Origin of the sequence: Anaerotignum propionicum, assembly GCF_024461735.1 — a bacterium.
Taxonomy (GTDB): Bacteria; Bacillota; Clostridia; order Lachnospirales; family Anaerotignaceae; genus Chakrabartyella.
Genome location: NZ_JANGAD010000001.1, coordinates 1 through 25,052 on the forward strand (window position 1 = coordinate 1; position 25,052 = coordinate 25,052).

Annotated in this window: 25 protein-coding genes and 3 tRNA genes; 23 read left to right on the forward strand and 5 right to left on the reverse strand. The window is 39.1% G+C overall.

The window, feature by feature from the left end; all coding sequences use genetic code 11:
* Positions 1 to 962 precede the first annotated feature (962 nt).
* From NE558_RS14715 to NE558_RS00055, 12 genes are all read left to right on the forward strand, one after another.
* Positions 963 to 1,190: a DUF4367 domain-containing protein gene (locus tag NE558_RS14715; protein WP_420314579.1), complete on the forward strand. Its 228-nt coding sequence runs from the start codon at positions 963 to 965 to the stop codon at positions 1,188 to 1,190.
* Positions 1,191 to 1,488: 298 nt separating this feature from the next.
* The gene (locus NE558_RS00005) at positions 1,489 to 1,827 is read left to right on the forward strand and encodes a PadR family transcriptional regulator (RefSeq protein WP_256147890.1); all 339 of its coding nucleotides are present in this window, start codon (positions 1,489 to 1,491) and stop codon (positions 1,825 to 1,827) included.
* Entirely contained in the window at positions 1,814 to 2,533 is a 720-nt protein-coding gene (locus NE558_RS00010; protein WP_256147891.1) for a permease prefix domain 1-containing protein, read from the forward strand. The genes NE558_RS00005 and NE558_RS00010 overlap by 14 nt, the downstream gene beginning before the upstream one ends.
* The gene (locus NE558_RS00015) at positions 2,523 to 3,137 is read left to right on the forward strand and encodes a hypothetical protein (protein ID WP_256147892.1); all 615 of its coding nucleotides are present in this window, start codon (positions 2,523 to 2,525) and stop codon (positions 3,135 to 3,137) included. Before NE558_RS00010 ends, NE558_RS00015 begins: the two co-directional genes overlap by 11 nt.
* A gap of 170 nt (positions 3,138 to 3,307) precedes the next feature.
* Positions 3,308 to 3,391 (forward strand) — tRNA-Leu (locus tag NE558_RS00020).
* Positions 3,392 to 3,416: 25 nt separating this feature from the next.
* Positions 3,417 to 3,492: transfer RNA gene (locus NE558_RS00025), tRNA-Phe, on the forward strand.
* A 6-nt stretch (positions 3,493 to 3,498) separates the two neighbouring features.
* Positions 3,499 to 3,570, forward strand: a tRNA-Gly gene (locus NE558_RS00030).
* A 442-nt stretch (positions 3,571 to 4,012) separates the two neighbouring features.
* Positions 4,013 to 4,222: a FeoA family protein gene (locus NE558_RS00035; protein ID WP_256147893.1), complete on the forward strand. Its 210-nt coding sequence runs from the start codon at positions 4,013 to 4,015 to the stop codon at positions 4,220 to 4,222.
* A gap of 12 nt (positions 4,223 to 4,234) precedes the next feature.
* The gene (locus tag NE558_RS00040) at positions 4,235 to 4,456 is read left to right on the forward strand and encodes a FeoA family protein (protein WP_256147894.1); all 222 of its coding nucleotides are present in this window, start codon (positions 4,235 to 4,237) and stop codon (positions 4,454 to 4,456) included.
* A 76-nt stretch (positions 4,457 to 4,532) separates the two neighbouring features.
* Entirely contained in the window at positions 4,533 to 6,701 is a 2,169-nt protein-coding gene (gene feoB, locus NE558_RS00045; protein ID WP_256147895.1) for a ferrous iron transport protein B, read from the forward strand.
* A gap of 16 nt (positions 6,702 to 6,717) precedes the next feature.
* Positions 6,718 to 6,855 (forward strand): FeoB-associated Cys-rich membrane protein, encoded by a 138-nt coding sequence (locus NE558_RS00050; RefSeq protein WP_256147896.1) that lies wholly within the window; start codon positions 6,718 to 6,720, stop codon positions 6,853 to 6,855.
* A 269-nt stretch (positions 6,856 to 7,124) separates the two neighbouring features.
* Entirely contained in the window at positions 7,125 to 9,272 is a 2,148-nt protein-coding gene (locus NE558_RS00055; RefSeq protein ID WP_256147897.1) for a methyl-accepting chemotaxis protein, read from the forward strand.
* Between the two features lie 377 nt (positions 9,273 to 9,649).
* Here NE558_RS00055 and NE558_RS00060 read toward each other — a convergent pair whose 3' ends face one another.
* Genes NE558_RS00060 through NE558_RS00070 form a run of 3 tightly spaced genes read right to left on the reverse strand, consistent with a single transcriptional unit; the run spans position 9,650 to position 10,978 of the window.
* A complete protein-coding gene (locus tag NE558_RS00060; protein ID WP_256147898.1) occupies positions 9,650 to 10,066 on the reverse strand; it encodes a flavodoxin domain-containing protein in 417 nt (138 codons plus the stop codon).
* A gap of 2 nt (positions 10,067 to 10,068) precedes the next feature.
* Positions 10,069 to 10,662: a DUF3793 family protein gene (locus NE558_RS00065; RefSeq protein WP_256147899.1), complete on the reverse strand. Its 594-nt coding sequence runs from the start codon at positions 10,660 to 10,662 to the stop codon at positions 10,069 to 10,071.
* A gap of 31 nt (positions 10,663 to 10,693) precedes the next feature.
* Positions 10,694 to 10,978, reverse strand: a complete 285-nt coding sequence (locus NE558_RS00070; RefSeq protein WP_066047560.1) for a DUF2325 domain-containing protein — start codon at positions 10,976 to 10,978, stop codon at positions 10,694 to 10,696.
* 380 nt (positions 10,979 to 11,358) lie between these two features.
* On the opposite strand from NE558_RS00070, the gene NE558_RS00075 reads away from it, so the two are divergent.
* From NE558_RS00075 to NE558_RS00085, 3 genes are all read left to right on the forward strand, one after another.
* Positions 11,359 to 11,892: a GNAT family N-acetyltransferase gene (locus NE558_RS00075; protein ID WP_256147900.1), complete on the forward strand. Its 534-nt coding sequence runs from the start codon at positions 11,359 to 11,361 to the stop codon at positions 11,890 to 11,892.
* Between the two features lie 70 nt (positions 11,893 to 11,962).
* Complete coding sequence (locus NE558_RS00080; protein ID WP_256147901.1) at positions 11,963 to 12,772, forward strand: GTP pyrophosphokinase; 810 nt, start codon at positions 11,963 to 11,965, stop codon at positions 12,770 to 12,772.
* A 16-nt stretch (positions 12,773 to 12,788) separates the two neighbouring features.
* Entirely contained in the window at positions 12,789 to 13,478 is a 690-nt protein-coding gene (locus tag NE558_RS00085) for a metallophosphoesterase (RefSeq protein WP_256147902.1), read from the forward strand.
* A 164-nt stretch (positions 13,479 to 13,642) separates the two neighbouring features.
* On the opposite strand, the gene NE558_RS00090 is transcribed toward NE558_RS00085, so the two are convergent.
* On the reverse strand, positions 13,643 to 13,876 hold the full coding sequence (locus NE558_RS00090) for a hypothetical protein (protein ID WP_066047566.1): 234 nt from the start codon (positions 13,874 to 13,876) through the stop codon (positions 13,643 to 13,645).
* Positions 13,877 to 13,910: 34 nt separating this feature from the next.
* On the reverse strand, positions 13,911 to 14,492 hold the full coding sequence (locus tag NE558_RS00095) for a flavin reductase family protein (protein WP_256147903.1): 582 nt from the start codon (positions 14,490 to 14,492) through the stop codon (positions 13,911 to 13,913).
* A gap of 193 nt (positions 14,493 to 14,685) precedes the next feature.
* On the opposite strand from NE558_RS00095, the gene NE558_RS00100 reads away from it, so the two are divergent.
* The 8 genes from NE558_RS00100 to NE558_RS00135 all read left to right on the forward strand — a co-directional run bounded on the left by NE558_RS00100 (position 14,686) and on the right by NE558_RS00135 (position 24,718).
* A complete protein-coding gene (locus tag NE558_RS00100; protein ID WP_256147904.1) occupies positions 14,686 to 16,023 on the forward strand; it encodes an RsmF rRNA methyltransferase first C-terminal domain-containing protein in 1,338 nt (445 codons plus the stop codon).
* Positions 16,024 to 16,129: 106 nt separating this feature from the next.
* A complete protein-coding gene (gene thrC, locus NE558_RS00105) occupies positions 16,130 to 17,596 on the forward strand; it encodes a threonine synthase (RefSeq protein ID WP_256147905.1) in 1,467 nt (488 codons plus the stop codon).
* A gap of 336 nt (positions 17,597 to 17,932) precedes the next feature.
* Positions 17,933 to 18,580, forward strand: a complete 648-nt coding sequence (gene fsa, locus NE558_RS00110) for a fructose-6-phosphate aldolase (protein ID WP_066047572.1) — start codon at positions 17,933 to 17,935, stop codon at positions 18,578 to 18,580.
* A gap of 39 nt (positions 18,581 to 18,619) precedes the next feature.
* Positions 18,620 to 20,602 carry a transketolase gene (tkt, locus tag NE558_RS00115; protein ID WP_256147906.1) on the forward strand — a complete coding sequence of 661 codons (1,983 nt, stop codon included), beginning with the start codon at positions 18,620 to 18,622 and terminating at the stop codon, positions 20,600 to 20,602.
* 93 nt (positions 20,603 to 20,695) lie between these two features.
* Positions 20,696 to 21,250, forward strand: coding sequence for an RNA 2',3'-cyclic phosphodiesterase (gene thpR, locus NE558_RS00120; protein ID WP_256147907.1), 555 nt, complete (start codon positions 20,696 to 20,698; stop codon positions 21,248 to 21,250).
* 131 nt (positions 21,251 to 21,381) lie between these two features.
* Positions 21,382 to 21,654, forward strand: a complete 273-nt coding sequence (locus tag NE558_RS00125) for an ACT domain-containing protein (protein ID WP_256148348.1) — start codon at positions 21,382 to 21,384, stop codon at positions 21,652 to 21,654.
* A 17-nt stretch (positions 21,655 to 21,671) separates the two neighbouring features.
* The gene (locus NE558_RS00130) at positions 21,672 to 23,030 is read left to right on the forward strand and encodes a PFL family protein (protein WP_256147908.1); all 1,359 of its coding nucleotides are present in this window, start codon (positions 21,672 to 21,674) and stop codon (positions 23,028 to 23,030) included.
* Between the two features lie 308 nt (positions 23,031 to 23,338).
* A complete protein-coding gene (locus tag NE558_RS00135; RefSeq protein WP_256147909.1) occupies positions 23,339 to 24,718 on the forward strand; it encodes a hypothetical protein in 1,380 nt (459 codons plus the stop codon).
* The last annotated feature ends 334 nt before the right edge of the window (positions 24,719 to 25,052 follow it).

Here is a 25,052-nt window from a genome sequence, read left to right on the forward strand (position 1 = left end):
CAGACTGTAAATCTGTTGCGATAGCTTCGAAGGTTCGAATCCTTCTCCGCCCATATTTTAAACAAACCATAAGGTTTGTTTTTTTTGTGCTTATAAATTGGTAATTTTTAGCGGATGTTTAGTGATGACTATGTTATGGTATCTTTAGAGTATTTGAAGAAAAAGGATGGTTGGTCGACGCTGGTATTCTGCTTTATCCTTGTCGGTCACTGTTTTGACGTAACACAAGGATATATGGGATATCTTGAGAATAAGACATAGATTGATATGCTTCAAATAACCTTTTAATATAGATGTTTCTTACCTAATTCAGGGGCTTTTATAGGTAGATTATTTTATCTAAGCAAATATGCAATCGTTTTTATATCAACAAAAAAAGCAATTACTACTGAATATAGATTTTCAAAAATAAATAAAAGGCGATAGATTATAGATATTCTGTATTACTACATATTTTATTGGCGGAAGGGGGGGAAGTAATGCTTAAAAATATAAAAATCATTTTGTAAAGAATTTCTTGAAATTAACGAATAGAAGTTATACTGATTTTTTAATTAGGAGAATTTTATCGATTTTTATATTAGCACTATCTCTTTTTCTAAAACCTAATTCTGAGGAATATCCAAATATGTTGGAAGTACATCAAGCTACAGAGGGATATCATCTAGAAACTATTTAGAAAGAAATTACTATTTTAGAGGATTGGGAATATATTTGGTTACCAGAAATATCACCTAAAGGTTATGTAGTAAGTTATCCCATAGAAATGGAGACTTATCCCAGACTCCAAAGATAGGGACACTTCTTCCGACAAATTTAAATTTGTTCTTCTGGGAACCAAAGAAGGTAAGTATAATCCAAGGTTTTCCTACAATGAAAGGTATACATTTACTAAACCTAGTGTATTTGATGTAAATACTTCTATTGAGTCAGATGCAAACGCAAGATGGAAAACTGAACATTTGGAATTTCCCCAATACAAAGGTCTACCAACGGATTTATATTCCGACTATATAGATTCCGCTGTAAAGTGCAAACCCAATACCATTTATTTTTGCAAAAAAAAAGATCAAAATATTCTTTATTGGTTTCAAGATGGTTATAGGCTATGTCTTATGAGTAACATGAATCAGGACAAACTAAAACAACTTGCCAATGTCATTGTAACAAATAGGTCTATTTTAGCATAATATGCCTTTTATTGCCCGTTTACCATTCACTGGCAACTCCCATGGCAAAAAACATTAGCCCTATTTTATGGGGGCATTTGGAGCCTTTTAAAAGCAAATTGGATGGATCAAATCATTTATCTAAGTTCTATTGTACATTGTTGCTTTATGTTTAATAAACTGTATATAAGAAAATACTATAAGAAGCAATGATTACCACGTCTCTAGTACAATGCTAGAGATTTTTTTACTTGACATACATAGAGTATCTAGGTAAGATATACCTAGTTGTTCTATGTATGAAAGGAGTGTATGAAAAGTGGACAAAGGTTTTATCGCAGGGAGTACAGTTTTAATGCTGCTTTCTTTATTGCAGGAAAGGGATTACTATGGCTATGAAATAATTAAAGAAATAGAGCAAAGAAGCAACTCTGTTTTTCAGTTTAAAGAGGGAACGTTATACCCTGTTTTGCATCGCATGGAAACCCAAGGATTTCTAAAGTCTTATAAAGCAAAGGCTGAGAATGGCAAGGAACGAAAGTACTATCAAATTACAACAAAAGGGAAAGAGCAGCTTGCAAAGGAAAAAGAACAGTGGAGTTCATTTACAGGTTCTGTCCAAAAGGTATTAGGGGGTGCGGGGTATGCGTGTACCTGATTGGGAGAAATATTTGAAGGAGGTTTTATCTCACGTAAAATTCAAATATGACCATAACCCCATTTATGTTGAGTTAAATAACCATATGGAAGATCGCTATGAGGATTTTATATCAAATGGAATGGATAAAGAGCAAGGGCAGAAAGAAGTCATTACTTGTATGGGGGACGCGGGTATTCTTGGGGAAGAATTGAATAAAGTTCACTCTCCTCTGGTTGGGTGGATTTGGTTAAGCCTACGGAACCTACTAATTATATTAATACTTATAAATTTATTTCCTGTGTTTTTTCTTATTACCTCCGCTTTCATTTCTGTTTTTGAAACTTATGAGGATAAAGAGGACAGCCCGTTGGTATATACCATTGATGTAGGTTACAAGGAAAAAGTATATGATACCACTTACATCATTGATAAGATATTATATTATGAGGATAATACAATGGAAATTCGCTATGCTACTTGGACGAATCCGTTTTCTGATAGCATAAAATGGAGTTTATCAATCAGCCCGGAGATATATGTGGGTGAAACACAATTGCCTAGAAGAGGAAAAGGATGGAAAAGTGGAAGCTACTACGGTCGGGGACAGGAATTTAGGGAAGATGTGCCTTTAGATGCAACAAAAATTATCATTCCTTTAATCTATAACAATAAAGAAATTTCCATTGATTTAGCAGAGGGGCGGATGATGGCGAATGAATCGTAAGAGGCAAATCTTAATTTTTATAATCATAATTCCTCTGCTCTATATATCATTTTTACGGCTGGAAGGGTATTATCTAACAGCAGAGCGTGTATTCTATGCTTGTGAAAAAGGGCTTCACTATGGACCTTCTGAAAAGATACTTGCACAATATGAGCTCTCCAAGGGGAGTAAATTGATTGTTGGGAAATGGGAGGGTAATCTTTCGGCAATTCCAGTGGAACCGGCTTTCGGAATACTCTGGAAGCTAAAAAGTGGAGGAGTCAGTGGTTTGATTCCTAGTGACAAAGAAATATCCACGTATTTCGTCGGGGATGGCAGAATCATAGGGCTAACCTCTAATAAAGATGTCAAAGAGGTTTCTTGCAGAATTGAGTACGGAGATATTAATTATCCATCCATTAAGGAGATTTCCATGCTGGTTGACCAGGATGGTTATTTTACAGGAATTTGGGGGGAGCAAAAAGGGGAGGATTACTATGAATATATCTCTTATCTAGAAGGGAAAAACGGCAAGGGGCAAGTGATTTACAGGGATGGAAAGTCTTCGGATGGTACATATTATAAAGATGGTGTTTTAAACGACACAGAAGGCAAGAGAGAATAGGGCATAAGGCTGACAAATTAGGATCAAAAAGTTGTTTTCTATGGGGCACAAGCATAGAAAAGAAAGCTTAACCCAAATTAGTACGATAGAAAAAAATCCTGAAAAAAGGTATTGACAAATTAGCTTGTCTTTGATATATTAAATGAGCGGTTTAAACGAGCAAGAAACTTGCCCGAGTGGCGGAATTGGCAGACGCACAGGACTTAAAATCCTGCGGGGTAACACCCGTACCGGTTCGACCCCGGTCTCGGGCATAACCGCTTTAAAAAATCAATATGTGCCCAGATAGCTCAGTCGGTAGAGCAGAGGACTGAAAATCCTCGTGTCGCTGGTTCGATTCCGGCTCTGGGCACCATATTTTGCGCGAGTGGCTCAGTGGTAGAGCATCGCCTTGCCAAGGCGAGGGTCGCGAGTTCGAATCTCGTCTCGCGCTTCTGAAAAGTGTCTTTTTAGACACTTTTTTTTATGCTTTATTTTTAGACAATTACTTTCACTATATATGGTAGAAATGATTTTTGCAATATCTAAAATCTTTTAATATTGCAAACATTCTAAGGACTTTGGGTGTTTTCTTTAATGAAATAACAAAAAAGGAGTAGTGCTTAATTATTGTGTATTTTTTGCTGATTAGAATCTCTGAAAAAATAAGATTTGTTCAATACTTCAACTAAAACCTTGTATAATGGTGTATACAAGGTTTTTATTATATTTATAACCAATATCCATGGAGGGTTGCCGCCGAAAAATATAAAACAATGAACACAAGATTGAGGATATTCTTTATAAAAATGGATAAAAATCTTGACGGAATGAGTTAGGAGTGGTAAACTTTAATTAAGTTAGTTGTGGCTACTATGTCGAAAGGGGGAGTGAATATGCCACTAACATTAGCAAGTACAGGAACTCCACAAGTGATTAAACGTATTGGTGGAAAAGATGAGACCCAGCGTTTTTTGGCTTCCCTTGGATTTGTAGCAGGAAGTGAAGTCACAGTTATTTCTGAATTTGATGGAAATGTTATAGTAAATGTGAAAGAATCCAGAGTTGCAATCAGTAAGTCAATGGCAAATAGAATTATGGTATAAGGCGGGGATATGATGAGAACATTAAAGGATGCAAAAATAGGCGAACGAATTTCTGTAGTTAAGGTAACAGGAGAAGGCCCTGTGAAGCGCAGAATTATGGATATGGGTATTACAAAGGGTGTTGAGATTTTTATAAGAAAGGTTGCTCCATTGGGTGATCCTGTTGAGGTAACGGTTAGAGGGTATGAGCTTTCTTTAAGAAAAGAAGATGCCCAGATGGTAGTGATTGAATAAAACATTTATAAAATAGTTAGTAAAAACTAATTCTTTACTGAATGGTTAGTTCAAACTAACGACAAGGAGGATAATTATGTCAATAAAAATTGCGCTTGCCGGAAATCCAAACAGTGGTAAGACAACATTATTCAATGCTTTGACCGGTTCCAATCAGTTTGTAGGAAACTGGCCAGGGGTTACCGTGGAGAAGAAGGAAGGTAAGCTGAAGGGTCACAAGGATGTAACCATTACGGATTTACCTGGTATATATTCCTTATCTCCATATACTTTAGAAGAAGTTGTGGCAAGAAATTATTTAATGCAAGAAAAGCCTGATGCAATTTTAAACATTGTAGACGGTACTAACCTTGAAAGAAATTTATATCTAACAACGCAATTGTTAGAATTGGGTTTCCCCATGGTAATTGCCATCAATATGATGGACGTAGTTAAGAAAAATGGTGATACCCTACATATTAAGCAGTTAGCGGAGAAGCTGGGCTGTACAGTTATGGAAATTTCCGCTTTAAAAGGAACGGGGATTAAAGAAGCGGCTCAGGCGGCAGTTCAGGCAGCAACCCAAGGCGGTTCTCCTAAATTCCATAGCTATTCAGTGCAAGTAGAAGAGGCTTTATCTACCATTTCTGCCCGTTTACCTCAAGGAATAGAAGAAAAGCAAAAACGCTTTCATACCATTAAGTTGTTTGAAAGAGATAAGAAAATTTTGGAGGGAAAAGTTTCCCCTTCGGCTTTTGAAGATATCATTTCTAAGATTGAAACTGAATTTGATGACGATAGCGAAAGCATCATTACAAATGAAAGATATATTTATATCGGTGAAATTATAAAAGGCTGCTATAAAAAGCACAATAAAGGGAATTTGTCATTATCTGACCGCATAGATAGGGTTGTTACAAATCGTTGGCTGGCACTGCCTATTTTTGCCCTAGTTATGTTTTTGGTTTATTATGTTTCTGTGACCACAGTTGGTGATTATGCAACAAACTGGGCCAATGAGGGTGTGTTTGGTGAGGGTTGGGAATTGTTTGGCTTATGGATTCCCGGTGTACCTGTTGTTGTTGGAGACTTTTTGGCAAGCATTAATTGTGCTGAGTGGTTGCAGGGCTTGATTTTAGATGGTATTATTGGCGGCGTTGGTGCCGTATTGGGATTTGTGCCTCAGATGCTTATTTTATTTATTTTCTTGGCATTTTTGGAAGCTTGCGGTTACATGGCACGTATTGCATTTATCATGGATAGAATTTTCCGCCGCTTTGGTTTATCAGGAAAGTCATTTATTCCTATGCTTATTGGCTCCGGCTGTGGTGTTCCTGGCATTATGGCATCCAGAACCATTGAAAGTGATAGAGATCGTAAAATGACCATTATTACAACAACATTTATTCCCTGTGGAGCGAAGCTGCCTGTAATTGCTTTGATTGCAGGTGCGTTATTCGATGGAGCACCTTGGGTGGCACCCAGTGCATATTTCGTAGGGATTGCAGCAATTATTGTTTCGGGTATCATTCTAAAAAAGACAAAAATGTTTGCAGGAGATCCTGTTCCCTTTGTTATGGAGCTTCCTGCTTACCACATGCCTACAGTTTCTAATGTTTTACGCAGTATGTGGGAAAGAGGCTCATCCTTCATAAAAAAGGCTGGTACTATCATTTTACTTTCTGCTATCTGCGTGTGGTTCCTTTCCAATTTTGGTTATGTGGATGGTTCCTTCGGTATGGTAGAGGATTTGAGTGATGGATTCCTTGCATCCATCGGAAATACAGTTGCTTGGATCTTTACACCACTAGGTTGGGGCAATTGGAAGGCCACAGTGGCAGCACTTCTTGGGTTGGTAGCAAAGGAAAATGTAGTAGGTACCTTTGGTGTGCTCTATGGATTTGCTGAGGTTGCAGAGGATGGTGCTGAAATTTGGGGCACATTGGCGGCAAGCTTCACACAGGTTGCTGCGTATAGCTTCTTGGTTTTCAATTTACTGTGCGCACCTTGTTTTGCAGCAATTGGGGCAATCAGTAGAGAAATGAATAGTGCAAAATGGACATGGTTTGCAATTGGATATCAGACGATTTTTGCTTATGCTGTATCATTCTGTGTATATCAAATTGGTTCAGTGATTACTGGGGATTTGGCATTTGGCGTGGGAACAGTAATGGCGATTTTAGTTATCATTGGTTTCTTGTATTTAATGATTCGCTCAAATACAAAAGCAAAAGATAATAAGGTTTCTGTTAGCCTTGCAGGCTAAAAAGGAGGTAAGGATTATGACACCGGGAACAGTGATAGTTGGGTTGGTTTTACTTGGAGTCGTAGTTGTGATTATAAGAAGTTTGAGAAAGAAGAAAGGTGGATGCAGTTGTGGAACGGATTGTTCTTCCTGCAATCACTGTGACCATTCCTAAAAACTTCGGTAGAGCTTTATAAAATTGTAGTTTAAATAGGTCTTCTATGAAAAGCTTTTACTCATAGAAGACCTATTTTTTTTCATCGATATGAATGTTAGAAAAAAGATTGTATTCCTAAAAAATTCTGTGATAATGTTACGAATATGAGTGAATGAACAAAAGATTATTGAATAGTATTTGACTTAGTGGAAAAGACCGATATAATAGAGACATAATAGAAATATGTGGTATTTTAGCTGTTATTGGTAGATGAATGAGGTGAGTGTATGAGCAAATTAAGCCGCAAAAACAAGTTATCTTTTAGAATTTCGTTCATGAACACAGGAATTATTTTTGTAATTATCGGGGCAATATGTTTTTCTTTGGCCGGAATGACAAGAAAGGTGGTAACGAATCAAGTTAAAAAAGAAATCACTTATATTGCTGATGCAAATGCAGCAGTTGCCCGGGCTTACCTACAAAAAATGTATGTTTTTTCAACTAGCTTGGCTTCAGAGGTTTCAAGGTTTCAGAGCCTAGAGCCAGAAATATCTGAAAAAATGTTGAAGGATTCATTGAAAAACGTTCTGAAAGATCAGAAGATTTTTTCTGCATATTTTGCCTTTGAACCAAATAAGTTTTTCCCAGATACACCCAAGGGACGTTCTTATTATTTATATAGGGATGGTTCTGGTACGGCTTTAGATGTAAATGATGATTATGAGATTTATGGAGGGGCTGACTATTACGCTCCAGCCAGAGATAGAATGTCCACCCATATTACAGAGCCTTACTCCTATCAACTATCCAATGGACAAACCGTTTGGATGGTAACACTAAGCTCTCCAATAACGGATAGTACCGGCAAATTTATTGGTGTTGCAAATTGCGATATTTTGACAGATAGTGTGAATTCATTGGACTATAATAATGGAGATTTCAAAACTGCCCATACTTATTTAATGACGGGAAAGGGAACTTTAATTGCAGATAACTTAGATAAGGAAGTTATTGGTCAAAGTTTCCAGGTGCATTCTGAAAGTGATCAAAAAATATTAGATGCCGCCGCTAGAGGGGCTTCTGTATTAGTTGAGGATAAAAATGATTCATTTAATAATGAAGCTGCTTGGATTGTACATATACCCGTATCCTTAGCGGGAACAGACTCATTATGGTCCAGTGCTTATGTTGTGAGTAAATCTGAGGCTCTGGCGGTGGTGAATCAGATTACCTATACTATGGGGGCAATTGGATTGTTGGGCTTGATTGTTCCTACTCTTTTTAGCTATTACACACTGAAAAGGGCATTGGCGCCAGTGAACGATGTAATGGCTATGGCAGAAAAAATGGGGGCGGGAGAACTTAGTGTGGATCAAAGCTTGATGGTTACGTCAAAGGATGAGTTGGGTATTTTGGCTAATATTTTTAAAGAAACGTCGGAAGTATTATCAGGATATATCCAAGAAATTTCATATTTGTTAGAAGAAATCGCTGCTGGCAACTTAACAGAAGAAATCCAAAGGGATTATATTGGTGATTTTACTGCCATACAGCATTCCTTCAATCATATCCAAACTGCCCTAAGCAAAACCTTTGGAGAAATGTCCTTTGTTGCGGAGCAGGTTTCCTCCGGCTCCGAGCAGGTTGCCGGTGCGGCGCAGGCGCTCAGTCAAGGGGCGACCCAGCAGGCTAGCGCCGTAGAAGACCTTACAAGAACGATTCTGGATATTACAAGGCAAATTGATGGCAGCGCCACAAAGGCAGAGGAAGCAAGTCAAAAGGCAACTGAAGTGGGCATGGCAATGGAAGTCAGCAATCAGAAAATGAGCCAAATGCTGGATGCTATGAATAGTATTCATAATAAATCCAGTGAAATTGGAAAAATTATAAAAACCATTGAAGAAATTGCATTTCAGACCAATATACTTGCTTTAAATGCAGCAATTGAGGCGGCAAGGGCAGGTTCTGCGGGGAAAGGCTTTGCAGTTGTTGCAGATGAGGTGCGCAATCTGGCTGCAAAAAGCGCAGAGGCCGCAAAAGATACTACTAAATTAATTGAAAGCACGCTTCTTTCTGTGGATGATGGTTTTAGAGTGGCAAAGGATACTGCGGATGCTCTGTCAAATGTTGTAGTTGAAGCAAGAGAAATCATCACTTCGATCAATCACATATCTCAAAATGCTCAGGAGCAGGCGGAGGCAATTACCAAAGTCAATGTTGGCTTGGAGCAGATTACTGATGTGGTTCATACTACCTCGGCAATGGCTGAGGAAAGTGCTGCTACTAGCGAGGAGCTTTCGGGGCAAGCTGAGATTTTAAAAGACTTAATTTCAAATTTCAAAACAAAAGACGAAAAAAATATTACGAAAAATGTTTATGAGATTTCTGAAGAGGCAACAACAGAAAATAGTGAGGCATTTGAGGATAAATATTAAAGAATGTGGCTTGGGGTAATTCCTGAGCCACTTTTTTTACGATTATTTAGTTGAAGAGCCTAAAATAGATTTTTATGGGTAAATGGCATTTATGATAAATAATTAGCTTGTGGAATGCAATTGCAAAGAGAGGAATTCAAGAATCTAAAAGCAGTTCTTGTGTTGGGCTAATGAGTGCTATAATTTTGAATGATTGATAAAAGAAATGTGAATTCTGGACGAAACAGACTCCAGTACGACGAACCAATTCAGTTCTAAAAGATTTTCCATAAACGTTCAGCACAAGGGTCAGCACAGAGAAAAATGCAAAGGAAGGGGGCACCTGTTATTACAGGCGCCCCAAAGGAAAAGGTCGAAAATGATCTAGTCTATCGTTTTTAATAAGCTGCAAAATCCTGTCCTAATTTTGTGCAGCTAGCTTTACCATCTGCATCAGGGAAACCGCAAAGGATGAAACCTTCTTCGTTAAACAGGTTTACGTTTGCTTTTTCGCATCTAGCACACCAATCGCGCATCCACTGACCATCACCCCAACCATAGGAACCGAATAAAGCAACTTTTTTGCCTGACAGTTTGCTTTCAATGGAAGAGAAGAATGGTTCGAATTCAGCTTCTTCTAAAACTTCATCACCCATGGAAGGGCAACCAAATGCAATCTTATCATATTCACTGATATTACCATGAAAAGCATCTACAGTGAAAATTTCTGTGTCAGCCCCCATGCCCTGAGCGACTTCTTTTGCCATAACTTCAGTATTACCTGTTCCGCTCCAATAAATAACAGCATTTTTCATGTTTAAAAAACCTCCTGTAATGTTTGTTTTGCTTCTAATAAAGAGAGAATTGGTATTCCCTTGGAAGCCTGATGTAATAATTTTTTTCTACAATATGTGTATTGACGAAAGGTTGCTACGGCGGTCTTTTCGTCACCGTATACCTTCCAATAGCCGCAGAGTTTATAATTTTGCCCCTTTTCCTCTATAAAGGCAAAAACATCCTCCGGCGGATAGCCTAAGAAAAAGCCGATTTCGTGTGGGAATTCATTACACTTTTGAATTCGGCGGCGCAGAAAAGCCAAGGTATTTACCAATTCAGATTCTTGGTTTACATGAAAAGGATAACCCGTCTCAACCAAAAAAGCTTTTACGGCAGGATTGCTGAAATATTCCAACAAACATTCCTTTCTGTAGACCAAGAAAAAAACTCGTTTTTTACAGCAATAAAGATACTGCAAAGAAATACCTTTTTTTTCAAGCTGTTTTTGATAGGCCGCAACTTCATCTTTCAAGGTTTGCAAGCAGGATAAGGGTAAAGAAAATAAATTTGCCTGTTTAATCCCGAAAAGTGTTGGAGCGCCATGATAAAGCATCTGCATTTCAAAATCAGACATTAAGTAACCTCCTTTGTTAGTAATGGCTAACTTAAGCCTGACAGTATGAACTTAAAATTTTGTTTAAAGCAGATGAGGAAGAACTGTGGGAACGGGCAATGGTAATTTGATTACGTTCTGCCTCCTGTACTGCACCCGCAACCATAATATGAGAAACTGTGCTAGTAAAAAGCACAATCAAATCAGCCTTTCCAATTTGGCTGCGGAAGTTTCCGGGCATCTGGGTGAAAACTTTACTTTTGCAGTTATACTTTTTACAAATATCCATATATTGACGAACCATACGATCATGGCCCCCTACGATAACAACGCTCATGGAATACCTCCTAAATTGTTTTTAGTTAGTCTTTACTAACTATGTGCTAATGCTACCATTGGTAGAAAGAAATGTCAAGGCTTTTTTTACTATTTTATTTATTTTTTATACTACAGTGCAATATGGATTAATGTTTGAGATTATGCTATAATAATGAAAAGGAGAGATGTTGATGTTAAAAACAAATTGAAACACACTTTATTTTACAAAATGATGTGATGACATTGGGAAGCAAAGAGATTTTCATAGGGAATCTGTTTTGCCCAAAAAGGTAGCAATGGTTTTTTTAAAGGGCTAAGCCTTTGCTCACATCTTCAGATAGCTAACGAGAATAACGTGACAATTTATTTATTTTTTTACAAATCAAAGGAGAAAGAACAATGGAAACAAAGCGATTGATATTACGCAGCATAACCAAAAGGGATGCCGCAGATATTTTTGAATATAGCAAAGAGCAGGAAGTGGGGGAGAATGCTGGTTGGAAACCCCACGAAACCATAGAGGAAACGAAAGAATTATTAGATGCTGTTTTTTTAGATAAGGAAGATATATTTGGTCTGGTGGAAAAGGAAAATGGCAAGCTGTTTGGTACCATAGGTTTGGTACCTGACGTTACCAGAGAAAATGAAGCATCTAGGATGCTTGGTTATGCCATTGGTAAGAACTTTTGGGGAAAAGGGTATATGACCGAAGCAGTAGGTGCCATTCTTTCCTATGCCTTTCGTGAGAAGGGCTATGATTTAATTTCAGTTTCTCATTATACAGACAATTTGCGTTCCCAAAGAGTCATTGAAAAGTGCGGTTTTCAGTTTGAAGGGGTACAACGTCAGTCAGAGTTACGTTATGATGGGGTAATGAAGGATAAAAGATGGTATTCAATCACAAAGGATGAGTTTTGTCGTAAAATAAAATAAAAACAAAGGTTTTCGTATGTAATTTCGTAACACAAAAGCAGGTTTTTGAAGTAAAATAGGAGTCAGTGCGATGAGAAGAGGTGTTTTTGTGGAAATAGTCAACTGGAAAGAGCTTTTGTATCCGTATGAACAGGCAGTGGATGAACTGCTTTTAAAATTTCGCTGTTTAGACAAGGAGTGTAGGCATCTGGGGATATATTCCCCCATTGACTCGGTAACAGGGCGCTTGAAAAAGCCGGCAAGTATTTTGGAAAAGGCGGGTAAAAAACAAATACCCCCGGAAAAAATCGAGGAAAAAATTGAGGATATTGTGGGTATCCGTATTCTTTGTCAGTTTGTTGAGGATATTGAAAAGGTTGTAACCATGGTTCATTCCAGAAAGGATATGACTGTTTTGGAAGAGCGAGATTACATAACCAATACAAAGCCCAGTGGATACCGCAGTTATCATATGATTATTCGATATCCACTGAGTACTGCTTTAGGGCCCAAGGAAGTCTTGGCTGAAATCCAAATTCGTACCAATGCCATGAATTTTTGGGCAACGGCGGAGCATTCCCTTAGGTATAAATATAGTGGTAATATTCCTGAGAATCTGCAGCATCGTCTGAGAATATGTGCAGAGGCCGCATTTCATTTGGATCGAGAAATGTCTACCATTCGAGAGGAAATTACCAATGCTCAACGACTGAATGAAATTAAGGGGAGCTTGGTGACAAATATTTTAGACAACATACAGAGTTTGCATTTTGGGGCAAACTTAGAAGAGATGGATGAAATCAATAAGGAATTTGTAGATGTTTGGAACAACGAAGATATTGATGAACTAAAAGCATTTAATGAAAAGCTGAATGTTTTGGCAGAGGTTTATCGGGTGTGAAAAAAGGAGCAGCAGCATGGGGCTATTTGCAATTGCAGATCTCCACTTTGGATTTTCTGTAAATAAACCAATGAGTATTTTTGGTGCCAATTGGGAAGGTCATAGTGAGAGAATTATTGAAAATTGGCGGCGAGAAGTTGGCAAGGAGGACACGGTTTTAATCCCCGGGGATATTTCCTGGGCTATGAAAGAAGAAGATGCTGTGGCTGATTTACAGGTGATTCAAGGTCTGCCTGGACGGAAGATATTTTTAGAGGGAAATCACGATTACTGGTGGAAATCTGCCGCTAGGCTGGAACGAAATTTTGAAGGGATGCGTTTTCTGAAAAATGACTGCGACCTTTATGAGAATTTATATATTTGTGGCTCACGGGGCTGGCTATGCCCAAATGACACCCGCTTCACAGCGCAAGATCAAAAGCTTTATGAACGAGAACAGATTAGATTGAGGCTTTCTTTAGACAGCGCCATGAGAAAGGGGGCGGAGGAAATTCTTCTGATGATGCATTTTCCTCCGGTGAATGATAGGCAAGAAAATTCTGCTTTTTTAGAAATCATTCGGGAATACCCTATAAGACATGTGGTGTATGGACATTTACATGGGAGACCCAGCCACGAAAGTGGTATAAAGGGTGAGAGGGACGGAATTGTTTATCACTTGGTTTCCGCCGATTACCTTAATTTTTGTCCGAAAAGGTTATTTTAGAGTGATGTCAACGGTGATTGATTTTAACCGTAGCCCAACAAACCTTGGGCATTATGAAGGTTATATTGATTCAAAGATAAAACCCTTGTGGGTATTTGCGGGCAAACCCTCAAGTTTTTGACCTTTTTAGGTAACGGCGATTGAGTATCAATCGCCGTTATTTTTTAATCTTCAAAATCATTTGCAGCTTCCACAATGCGTTTTTTCAATGTTCGTGTGTTATAATCCTCTTCCAAGTCCAATTCTAAGGAAAAACTCTCCAATTCATCTTCGTCTACAAGATAGGTTGCTTCAAAGGCCGAAGTTAAATCATCCTCAAATAAGATTTCCCCTTCGATTGCCCAACTGTCCTCGCCTTTATCGATAGAATAGATATTGACTTCTGTAATTTGTAACATTGCAAAAGATCCTCCCTTTAATACATTTTCCTTCTTATTTCTTTTTTTTCGACTTTTTTGGTTTTTTTACAGAATAACCAAAAGTACCTAGTTGTTTTCCTAGGGTAAAGTAGGCGCCGTGGGAATAACAAACAGGTTCAGTATCATTGAAATGAAATTTTCCTGTTTCATCTAAATATTCATCACTGACGCTAACGGAAACGACTTCTGCCAAAAACATATGATGGGTGCCCAAAGGAATGATATCCTTTACTTTGCACTCAATGTTTACAGGGCTTTCATAAATGATAGGTGCATCTACTTTTTCCCCTTTTTTAGCAGTCAGGTTCATTTCCTTAAATTTATCCATATCCCGCCCACTTTTCACACCACAAAAATCACAGGCATATGCCAAGTCTTTGTTGACCAAATTAATAACAAACTCCCCACTGTTTTGAATCAGCTCAAAGGAGTGGCGTGAAGGACGTATGGAAACATAGGTCATTGCCGGGTCGCTGTTTATGGTTCCCGTCCATGCAACGGTAATAATATTTCCTTTATCCTCTGTACCACAAGATACCATCACAACGGGTACCGGATATAGCACGGTGCCGGGCTTCCATACCGCTTTTCCCATGTAACAACCTCCTTGTTTAAATGAAAAGGTGCATCATAAAATATAAAGTGACGTTATTTATCTTATACGAGATACAGCGCTTTGTAAAGATAAAAAAGAGTTTAGATTTTATATGTTTTTTTTCCTATTTCTTGTATTCTATGCTGATTTTCAGTATGATGTTAAAAAGAATGCAAAATAACGGAGGAATTTTATGGAGTTACCCATTCAATATACGGAAAAAATGAAGAAGCTTTTGGGGGATGAGTATTCAAAATATTTAGAATCTTTTGAGGAATCAAGATATTTTGGGTTGCGGGTGAATTCCTTAAAGCTCACACCAAAGATGTTTCGAGATAAAAATGTTTTCTCTCTTACCTCGGTGCCATGGTGTAGGGAAGGATTTTATTATGCAGGGGAACAACGACCCTCGAAACATCCTTATTATCATGCAGGACTCTATTACTTGCAGGAGCCGAGTGCCATGAGCCCAGGTGCCATATTGCCTATTCAGCCCGGTGAACGGGTTTTGGATGTTTGCGCTGCACCGGGTGGTAAGTCCACGCAATTGGGTGCCAGACTTCAAGGGGAAGGGCTTTTGGTTGCCAATGACATCAGTGCTGGACGGGCAAAGGCATTGTTAAAGAACATTGAACTGTTTGGTATTCGCAACAGTGTTGTAATGAGTGAACCACCTGAGCGTCTAAAAGAGAGATTGCCCAATTTTTTTGATAAAATTCTTATTGATGCTCCTTGTTCGGGAGAGGGTATGTTTCGTAAGGAGCCAGATATGGTGAAAAGCTGGAATGAGGAGATGCTTGTTTATTGTCAAAAGGAGCAGGGGGGAATTTTGGAGGCTTGCGCTGGAATGCTTCGTCCAGGAGGAATGATGCTTTATTCTACTTGCACCTTTGCAGTGGAGGAAAACGAAAAAAGTATTTCCGATTTTTTAGAAAGACATCAGGAGTTCTCTCTTGTTCCCATTGAGAAAGAAAATGGATTTTCAGCAGGAATGGGGGCGCTTGCCCAGTGTGCCAGATTATACCCCCATAAAATAAAGGGTGAGGGGCATTTTCTTGCGTTAATGCAAAAGACAGAAGAAGGGTCTCAAGACTTAACATTAGAAGAAACTGGGGAAAAAGAAAAGGACATTTTGCCCTATCTAGAATTTGAAAAAGAAGTGTTAAAAATAAAATTGAGTGGAACCTTTAAAATTTTCGGGGACAGCCTATATCTTTTGCCGGAAGGAATGCCTGCCATGAAAGGACTTCGTGTTTTACGTACAGGTTGGCAATTGGGAACAATGAAAAAAGGGAGGTTTGAGCCCTCTCAAGCATTTGCCATGGGTCTTTCTCAAGGGGAGGTAACCAATGTGGAGGATTTTTCTTTGGCAGATGACAGAGTCATTCGTTATTTAAAGGGTGAAACCGTTGAAGCAGATGGAAAAGAAGGATGGACTCTGGTTTGCGTGGATGGCCTTCCTTTGGGCTGGGCGAAACGCCAAGGGGGAAGGCTGAAAAATAAATATGCCGTAGGTTGGAAATGGGAATAAGGTGTCCGCAATTAGAGGACATATGTATAATTACGGTTGACAAATTTCGAAAAATTTGTAAAATAGAACTATCGTAAATTTAAGCTTAAGGAAGAAGGGAAATATTATGGCAAATTTGACATATATGGGGACTCGGGATGCATCCATACGAGCGACAGCTTCTCAAGCAATTTTAAGAGGAATTTGTCCCGATGGGGGGCTTTATATACCCGAAGTAATTCCTACCATGGAAAAATCATTGGAGGAATTGAGCAAGTTAAGCTATCAAGAGCTGGCATATGAGGTTTTGAGTCTGTTTTTAGATTTCACAGAAGAGGAATTAAAGGCCTGCATTAATGGGGCTTATGATGATAAATTTGATACAAAAGAAATCGCTCCAGTGGTTCAAAAAGGGGATGCTTTCTTTTTGGAACTGTTCCATGGCAAGACCTTAGCTTTTAAGGATATGGCCTTGTCTATTTTGCCTTATTTTATGAAAACAGCGGCAAAACGGGAAGGCATAGAGAAGGAAATCGTTATTTTAACGGCGACTTCAGGAGATACGGGAAAAGCGGCGTTGGAAGGCTTTGCAGGCGTAGCGGGAACAAAAATTATTGTATTTTTCCCTGAGGATGGGGTCAGCCCCGTGCAAAAATTGCAAATGACCACACAAGAGGGAGAAAACACTTGTGTTGTTGGGATTTTGGGCAACTTTGATGATGCCCAAAGTGCAGTGAAAAGTATTTTTACCGATAAGGCTTTGGGAGAAGAATTGGAGAAAAAGGGATATGTATTCTCTTCTGCAAATTCCATAAATATTGGACGTTTGGTTCCTCAGATTGTTTATTATTTCCATGCTTATCTGGAAGCAGTGAAGCAAGGCGCATTAGAAATGGGCGAGGAATTAAACTTCACGGTGCCTACAGGGAATTTTGGTGACATTTTGGCGGGCTGGTACGCTATGAAAATGGGTCTACCTGTTGGTCATTTTGTTTGCGCATCCAATGATAATAAGGTGTTGTATGACTTCTTCCGTACCGGAATTTATGATAGAAATAGGGAATTCCGTGTGACAGTTTCTCCTTCCATGGATATTTTGATTTCCAGTAATCTGGAACGTTTACTGAGCCATTTGGCTGGGCAGGACGCCACAAAGGCAGATATGATGAAGCTAAGTAAGGATGGGAAATATGCTGTTACCATTACTGAAAAGAAAATCAGCGGCGAATTTGCAACGGAAGAGGAAACCTATGGTGCAATTAGAGGTTTCTTTGAAAAAACAGGCTATGTGATGGATACACATACGGCAGTTGCTTATGCCGCTTATCAGAAATATAAAGATGAGAGCAATGACACCAGACCTATGGTGATTGTCTCAACGGCAAGTCCATATAAATTTACAAAAGATGTTATGATGGCATTGGATAAAAAATATGAGCAGGAAGATGCATTTGCTTTAATGGATGTTTTAGAAAAAATCAGTGGTGTTGCGATCCCAGAGCCTATCCAAGGCATTGAACATAGAGCAATTTTACACAAAAATGTTTGTGACAGGGATAAAATTAAGGATTTTGTAAAAGGATATTTAGCATAGAGGATGGTTTTTATAGGTAGATTATGTAATTCTTTTGGAAATCCCCCATTTTCTATTATGCACAAAGTACAAGAAATGTCCCACATAAGGCAGTGCCTTTGCTTGCCTTTGAGAAAGTGGGAATGCAAAGCGGAAAGCCGTTGATTTTGTCGTTTGGATGGATTACAATGTATTTTGGAACACTGATTCATTGTATGTGTACATCAGAATTGATTATTTCCCACTTGGACGACCTTTGGGATTTCATTTAATTGTCTGTACAACCATATTCAATCAGGCAACAATTGCAGGAAACAAAACAGGGAATCTAAAAAAGAATAAAAAGGAGATTATACCATGAAAATGTTCATCGACACTGCGAATGTGGAGCACATCAAAGAGGCAAATGATTTAGGCGTTATTTGCGGCGTTACAACAAACCCTTCCTTAATTGCAAAAGAAGGCAGGGACTTCGTTGAGGTAGTAAAGGAAATAACAACAATCGTTGACGGCCCAATCAGCGCGGAGGTCATCAGCCTTGAGCATGAAGGCATGGTAACAGAGGCCAGAGAACTGGTTAAAATCCATAAAAATATAGTAATTAAAATCCCTATGACATTGGAAGGCTTAAAGGCTGTAAAGATTTTGACAGCTGAAGGCATCAAAACAAACGTAACATTAATTTTCTCCGCTACACAGGCATTAATGGCTGCAAGAGCAGGTGCAACTTATGTTAGCCCCTTCTTAGGCAGAGTTGATGATATTGGTGCGGTAGGCATGACTTTAATCGAAGAAATTGTTGAAATTTTTGATGTACACGGCATTCAGACAGAAATTATTGCGGCAAGCATTCGCAATCCTTTACACGTAATTGATGCGGCAAGAGTTGGCTGCCATATTGCAACCATCCCTTACAACGTATTAATACAGATGGCAAAGCATCCTTTGACTGACCTTGGTATTGAACGTTTCTTGAAAGATTGGGAAACCGTACCTAAAAAATAATCTGACACAACCGTTACTATTGTTTTTGGAGGTAAAAACATGAACCCTATGGATCAATTGACGATTAACACCCTGCGTTTTCTTTCCGCAGAAGCAATTCAGCAAGCAAACAGCGGACATCCCGGCTTGCCTTTGGGTGCCGCACCTATGGCATATACCTTATGGGCAAAGGAAATGAAGATCAACCCTAAGAATCCTGCTTGGAATGATAGGGATCGCTTCGTTCTTTCAGCTGGACACGGTTCTGCATTGTTATATTCATTATTGCACTTATTCGGCTATGGCTTGACCATTGAAGATTTGAAAAATTTCCGTCAAAGAAATTCTTTAACACCCGGTCATCCTGAGTATAAGCATACCCTCGGTGTAGAAACAACAACGGGCCCCTTGGGACAAGGTATTGCCAATGCAGTAGGTATGGCTTTGGCTGAAAGCCACTTGGCAGCAAAATTTAACACACCTGATTTTAAAGTGGTAGACCATTATACCTTCGCCCTTTGCGGTGACGGTTGCTTACAGGAAGGCGTTGCTTCTGAAGCGGCATCTTTAGCTGGAACAATGGGTCTTTCCAAATTGGTTTTATTATATGATTGCAACAAAATTACAATCGAAGGCAGTACAGATGTTGCCTTTACAGAGGATGTAAAAGCTCGTTTTATTGCTTACGGCTGGGATGTTTTTGAAGTGGAAGATGGCAACGATGTAGATGTGCTTGCTAAAACCATTGCAGAAGCAAAAGCTTCAAATAAGCCTGCTTTAATAAAAGTAAACACCCAGATTGGTTATGGCGCACCAAATAAGCAGGGCAAGGCTTCTGCTCATGGCGAACCTCTTGGTGCAGATGAAATTGGTCTTGCAAAAGGGAATTTAAGCTGGACATATGCCGATGAATTCTTCGTTCCTGAGGAAGTTAAGGCGCATATGGCTGAAATCATTGCAAATGGGGGAAAAGCAGAGGCTGCTTGGAATGAGATGTTCAAGGCTTATGCTGAAAAAAATCCTGAATTGGCTAAAGAATATGCGGCTTGGCACAGCGACGAATTGTCTGTTGATTTATTAAATGATGAGGACTTCTGGAAAAATGAAGGAGATATTGCTACCCGTGCGGCGTCTGAAAAGGTATTGCAAAAGGTTGCAAAGGCTGTGCCTAACTTATTTGGTGGTTCTGCCGATTTGGCTCCTTCCAATAAATCCGTTATGAAGGACAGAGAATATTATAGCAAAGAAAACCCAGCGGGTTCCAATGTGCATTTTGGCATTCGTGAGTTTGCTATGACTGCTATGGCAAACGGTATGGCAGTACATGGTGGTTTACGTCCTTATATAGCAGGGTTCTTTGTATTTGCAGATTATATGAAGGCTGGCCTTCGTATGGAATCCTTAATGGGATTACCTGTAATCAGCATTATGACCCATGACAGCATTGGTGTTGGTGAAGATGGCCCTACACATCAGCCTATTGAGCATTTGGCGATGCTGCGCAGTATGCCGAATTATACTGCTTTCCGTCCTTGCGATACAAGAGAAACAGCAGCAGGCTGGTATACAGCATTGACAAAAACAAGTACACCTACGGCTCTGATCCTTTCCAGACAGAACCTGCCCGCTTTGGAGGGTACAGGTAAGGATGCATTAAAGGGTGCTTATGTTTTGAAGGACTGTACCGGAACACCTGATGTTTTATTAATGGCAAGTGGTTCTGAGGTTGAACTGATTTACAAGGCTTATGATGTTTTGGCTGAAAAGGGTGTAAAAGCAAGAGTCATCAGTATGCCAAGCTGGGAATTGTTTGAAGAGCAAAGCCCTGAATATAAAGAAAGCATCATGCCTAAAGCGATAAGAGCAAGACTTGCTGTTGAAGCGGCGGCTGATTTTGGCTGGCATAAGTATGTAGGTCTCGATGGCGCTACCATTTGCATGGATGGCTTTGGTGCATCTGCGCCGGCAGGCTTATTATTTAAGGATTTTGGCTTTACCGTTGAAAACGTTGTGGAAAAAGCACTTGCATTGGTAAAAGCATAATATTGGGATGAAGCGAGAAGCTCTCGGGGGGGTTATGAAATTATTATGGTTTCTAATCCCCAAAGGGCTTTTTTCATAGGAAGGAGGGGACATATGCGTACATTTATTGCCATTGAACTATCCCCTGAGGTTAGGGAATATCTATCTGAGATTCAGACAGAAACCCAAAAATATTGTCGTCGAGGGAATTATACTCCCCAAGATAATTTTCATGTTACGTTGCATTTTTTAGGGGAGATTGACCCTTCAGATGTGGAGTATGTGAAGGAAGCTATGTTTGAGGCGGCGCAAAGGAATCGTGTATTTGATTTGAAGTTAGGGCAAATCGGTTTCTTTGGTAGAGGGGATAGAGGTATTCTCTGGGCTGGGCTGGAAAAAAGTGATTCTTTGCAAAGGTTGTTTTTTGGGCTGGAAAAAAGCTTAGAGCGCCAGGGTTTTGCAAGGGAAAAGAAAGGCCTTAGTCCCCACATCACTTTAGGGCGTGAAGTTGAGCCCCAAAGAGGCTTTGCCGATGTGCAAAAAGCCGTTATAATGGAAGGCAAAAGTTTTACAGTGGAAAAAATCACTTTAATGGAAAGTGTGCGGCGAGGTCCGCGCTTAATATATAAGCCGATTTATCGGCAGGAATTAAAGGGTTATCGTGCATAAGGGTAATTTTGCCAATAAGATTGCGTTTATGGGATAAAATATAAAAATTTTATTGCGAAACGAAAGATAGGGCAGGTCAAAGGTGCTTTTTGTTTTTCGGATTATTAAGGAGGAAAAAGAAAATGCAGGAAATGGAAAAGGCAGTGATTACCGTTTTAGGACAAGATTGTGTAGGAATTACCGCAAAGGTATGTACGGTTTTGGCGGAAAGCAACATTAACATTTTAGATATTTCCCAAACAATTGTTGGGGGCTACTTTAATATGGTGATGGTTGTGGATATTACAAGCATGAAGCTTGGTTATGACCAAATTTCAGAGAAGCTTAATACCCTTGGCGATGAGATGGGTCTGAAAATCAAAATTCAGCACACAAAAATCTTTGATGCTATGCATCGCATTTAATCAGGGAGGGCTGAACAATGATAACTAGAAATGAAATTTTAGAGACCAACCGCATGATTGACGATATGAACCTTGACGTTCGTACCATTACAATGGGAATTAGCTTATTAGACTGCGCCGATGCAGACGTTGACAAGTTCAATGAGAAGATTTACAACAAAATCACTACCTATGCTAAAGATTTGGTAAAGGTTGGGGATGAGCTGGCTAAGAAGTACGGCGTTCCTGTTGTAAACAAAAGAATCTCTATCACACCCATTGCGATTGCGGCGGCAGGCTGCCAAACAGATTCCTATGTGAGTATTGCCCAGACCTTGGATCGGGCGGCAAAAGAAGTAGGCGTGAATTTTATTGGCGGTTTTTCTGCTTTGGTACATAAAGGTTATACCAAAAGCGATAGAACGCTGATTGCATCTATTCCTGAGGCGATGGCGGTTACCGATAGAGTTTGTTCCTCCATTAACATTGGAACCTCCAGAAATGGTATCAACATGGATGCCGTGAAAGAGATGGGGGAAATTATTCTAAAAACAGCTGAATTGACCAAAGATGCGGAATGCATTGGCTGTGCAAAGCTAGTTGTATTCTGTAATGCTGTTGAGGATAATCCTTTTATGGCAGGAGCATTCCATGGAGTTGGAGAAGCTGACTGTGCCATTAATGTTGGTGTAAGCGGCCCCGGTGTTGTGAAAAAAGCATTAGAAGAGGTGCGTGGTGCAGATTTTGAAACTCTTTGTGAAACAGTAAAGCGCACTGCATTTAAAATCACTCGAGTTGGACAGATGATTGCAAAAGAAGCCTCTGAGAGATTAAATGTTCCTTTTGGGATTATCGACCTTTCCTTAGCACCTACCCCTGCTGTTGGTGATAGTATTGCTGAAATTTTTCAGGAAATGGGTCTTGCTGAGCCCGGTGCACCGGGAACAACAGCGGCCCTGGCTTTGCTGAACGATAATGTGAAAAAAGGCGGCGTAATGGCATCTTCCTATGTTGGTGGTTTGAGCGGTGCATTTATTCCTGTCAGTGAAGATCATGGTATGATTGAAGCGGCGGAAAAGGGTGCACTTACCTTGGAGAAGCTGGAAGCCATGACTTGTGTTTGTTCTGTTGGTTTAGATATGATTGCCATTCCGGGAGATACCCCTGCATCCACCATTTCCGGTATCATTGCAGATGAAGCGGCAATAGGAATGGTGAATAACAAAACCACAGCGGTACGGTTGATTCCGGTAATTGGTAGAAAAGAAGGCGGCCATGTGGAGTTCGGTGGTTTATTGGGACATGCACCTGTTATGCCGGTGAACCGTTATAGCTGTGAAAACTTTATTGCCCGCGGGGGACGTATACCTGCGCCAATTCATAGTTTTAAAAATTAATATTAGGAGTAAAATCACATAAATCTGGGTGAATCAGGCATTTTCCTATAATTATGGTGGATTACCTAAAGAATAAGAGTAGTTCTATTGATATTTATGGACGTAATTCGTATTTTAGTGAGACAAATTTACGAGTGGTTTCCAATCAATGGGACTACTTTTTTATTAGCTCCATTAAGCATTATATGCTTTCTTAAAAGGATGAAAGAAGTTTAACAATTTCTTACAATTTATTGTAAGATGGAGGAAAGAGTTTTGTGTATGCAGAAAATAAAACAAGTAAGATCAGGATAGAATGGGGGAGTAGTATGTTAGACAAAAAAGTGGTGGAAGGTTTGTGCACTCGGGCAGAATTGGATCTTTGGAGGGGGCGGAGGAGTATTTATGGCGCACGGAAGAAAGCGTTAAAAAGTGAGTATGTGCTAAAGAAAGATGTTGTGGATCGGATGGAACGAAGTGTATTAAAATTTTTATTTAGCGAAAATTTTGAAGAAAAGTTGAAAAAAGTAAAGTGGGAAGCGGATGAGGCAAAAAAAGCCTATGAAAAAGTAGAATTTTATATTGAGGAAGAGAAAAAAAGAATTCCTGAGCTGGAAAGGCAACTGGCGGACGAAATGTGCTTCGATATGGTTCATTCAGGTTCTTCTGTCCTGCTAAATGAGGTTGATACCACTGGAAAATCTTTGATTGTTTGGTGTGAGTTGGTTGAAGAGGCTATTTCCATTTCTGACAGCGTCACAACTTTTTTAGCGGATTTACTGGTATGCATAGAACGCAGCAATAACGCCAAGGCACAAGGCAGTGAGATCAATAGTATACAAACGGGTGTATGTGAAATAGTTGAAAAAGCAAACAGCTTTTTTAAAAGATTGTGGCAAGAATATGAAAAGCTGGAGAATTGGAATAACATGAAACAAATTAATACAAAATCCATGGTATTGGTAGGCGAGAGAAATAGTATAGGGAGAATACGTATAAATTCTAAAATATATGCAATACAGAATGGAATGGAAAACATCAAAGAAAATGCTCTGCTGTATACCATACAAGATGAAATGGAGAATCTGCAGAAAATACTGGTGGAAACATTTGCGGCAATGGAAGAGGATGGACAGCGTCTTTCTCAAAAGCTGAAAAGAGAACGTAGAGCTGAGGGTAATTTAGTGGATGAAATGGATAAAACAGAATTCGAAAAGTCAGAGAAGGTTCATGGGTTATATCCGCAAGATAAACTGAATATAGAGCATAGTGCAGACGTTAAGTGGGAATTTTGTGACAAAGAAAACCTTGAACAGGAAAGGGAAGGGCTGTTGGATGAGTTAGGCTTGCTGAATGCAGAGTTGAAGTCTACCCGTGACGAAATACAGAAAATCTTCAGCAAAAGCCGCAGTCATTTTTTTGGAAAATACAAAAAAGATTTTGATGATGAGGTACAGGTGCCTATAGAAATCAAAAAACTAGAGGAAAGTATAGAGGACTGGCTTAAAAGACTAAAAGCATTTAGGAGAAAAACAGGAAATTTTCCTTGTGCGCTGGATGGATATATTTCAATGGAAAATCAGCAAATAGGCAGATGCTTTGACTATGAGAACTCTACTACTGAACAAGAATGGTATTTCACGTATGTATATGGACTGGAGGAAATGTTAAAAATCACAGAGAAGCAGTTGGCGGATTTTTGTATTTAGATTTATTTAGGGTTGGAAGTGATTATTAATAATAAAAAAAACAGAATATGGGAGTTTTTTTAAAAAATTTGGCAATAAATATGAAATGGTTTGAGTGTTTGTGAGATTGCAAAAAAGATGGTACTGAAAGTCATAAATGAAGTCCAATTAATTTATTGTGCATATTGTTTAAAAAAAGTTAGGATATGAAGGGAAAATTTTATTAAAATCAGAAGAACTTTTTGAAAAAAATGAGAAGAAAAGCTTGCAATTCAAAGCTTTTTCGTGTATACTAATTTCTGTTGTGACATAGAGTGTTGAAGCAGAAGGTTGCCAAAAGCCTATAAAATAAAGG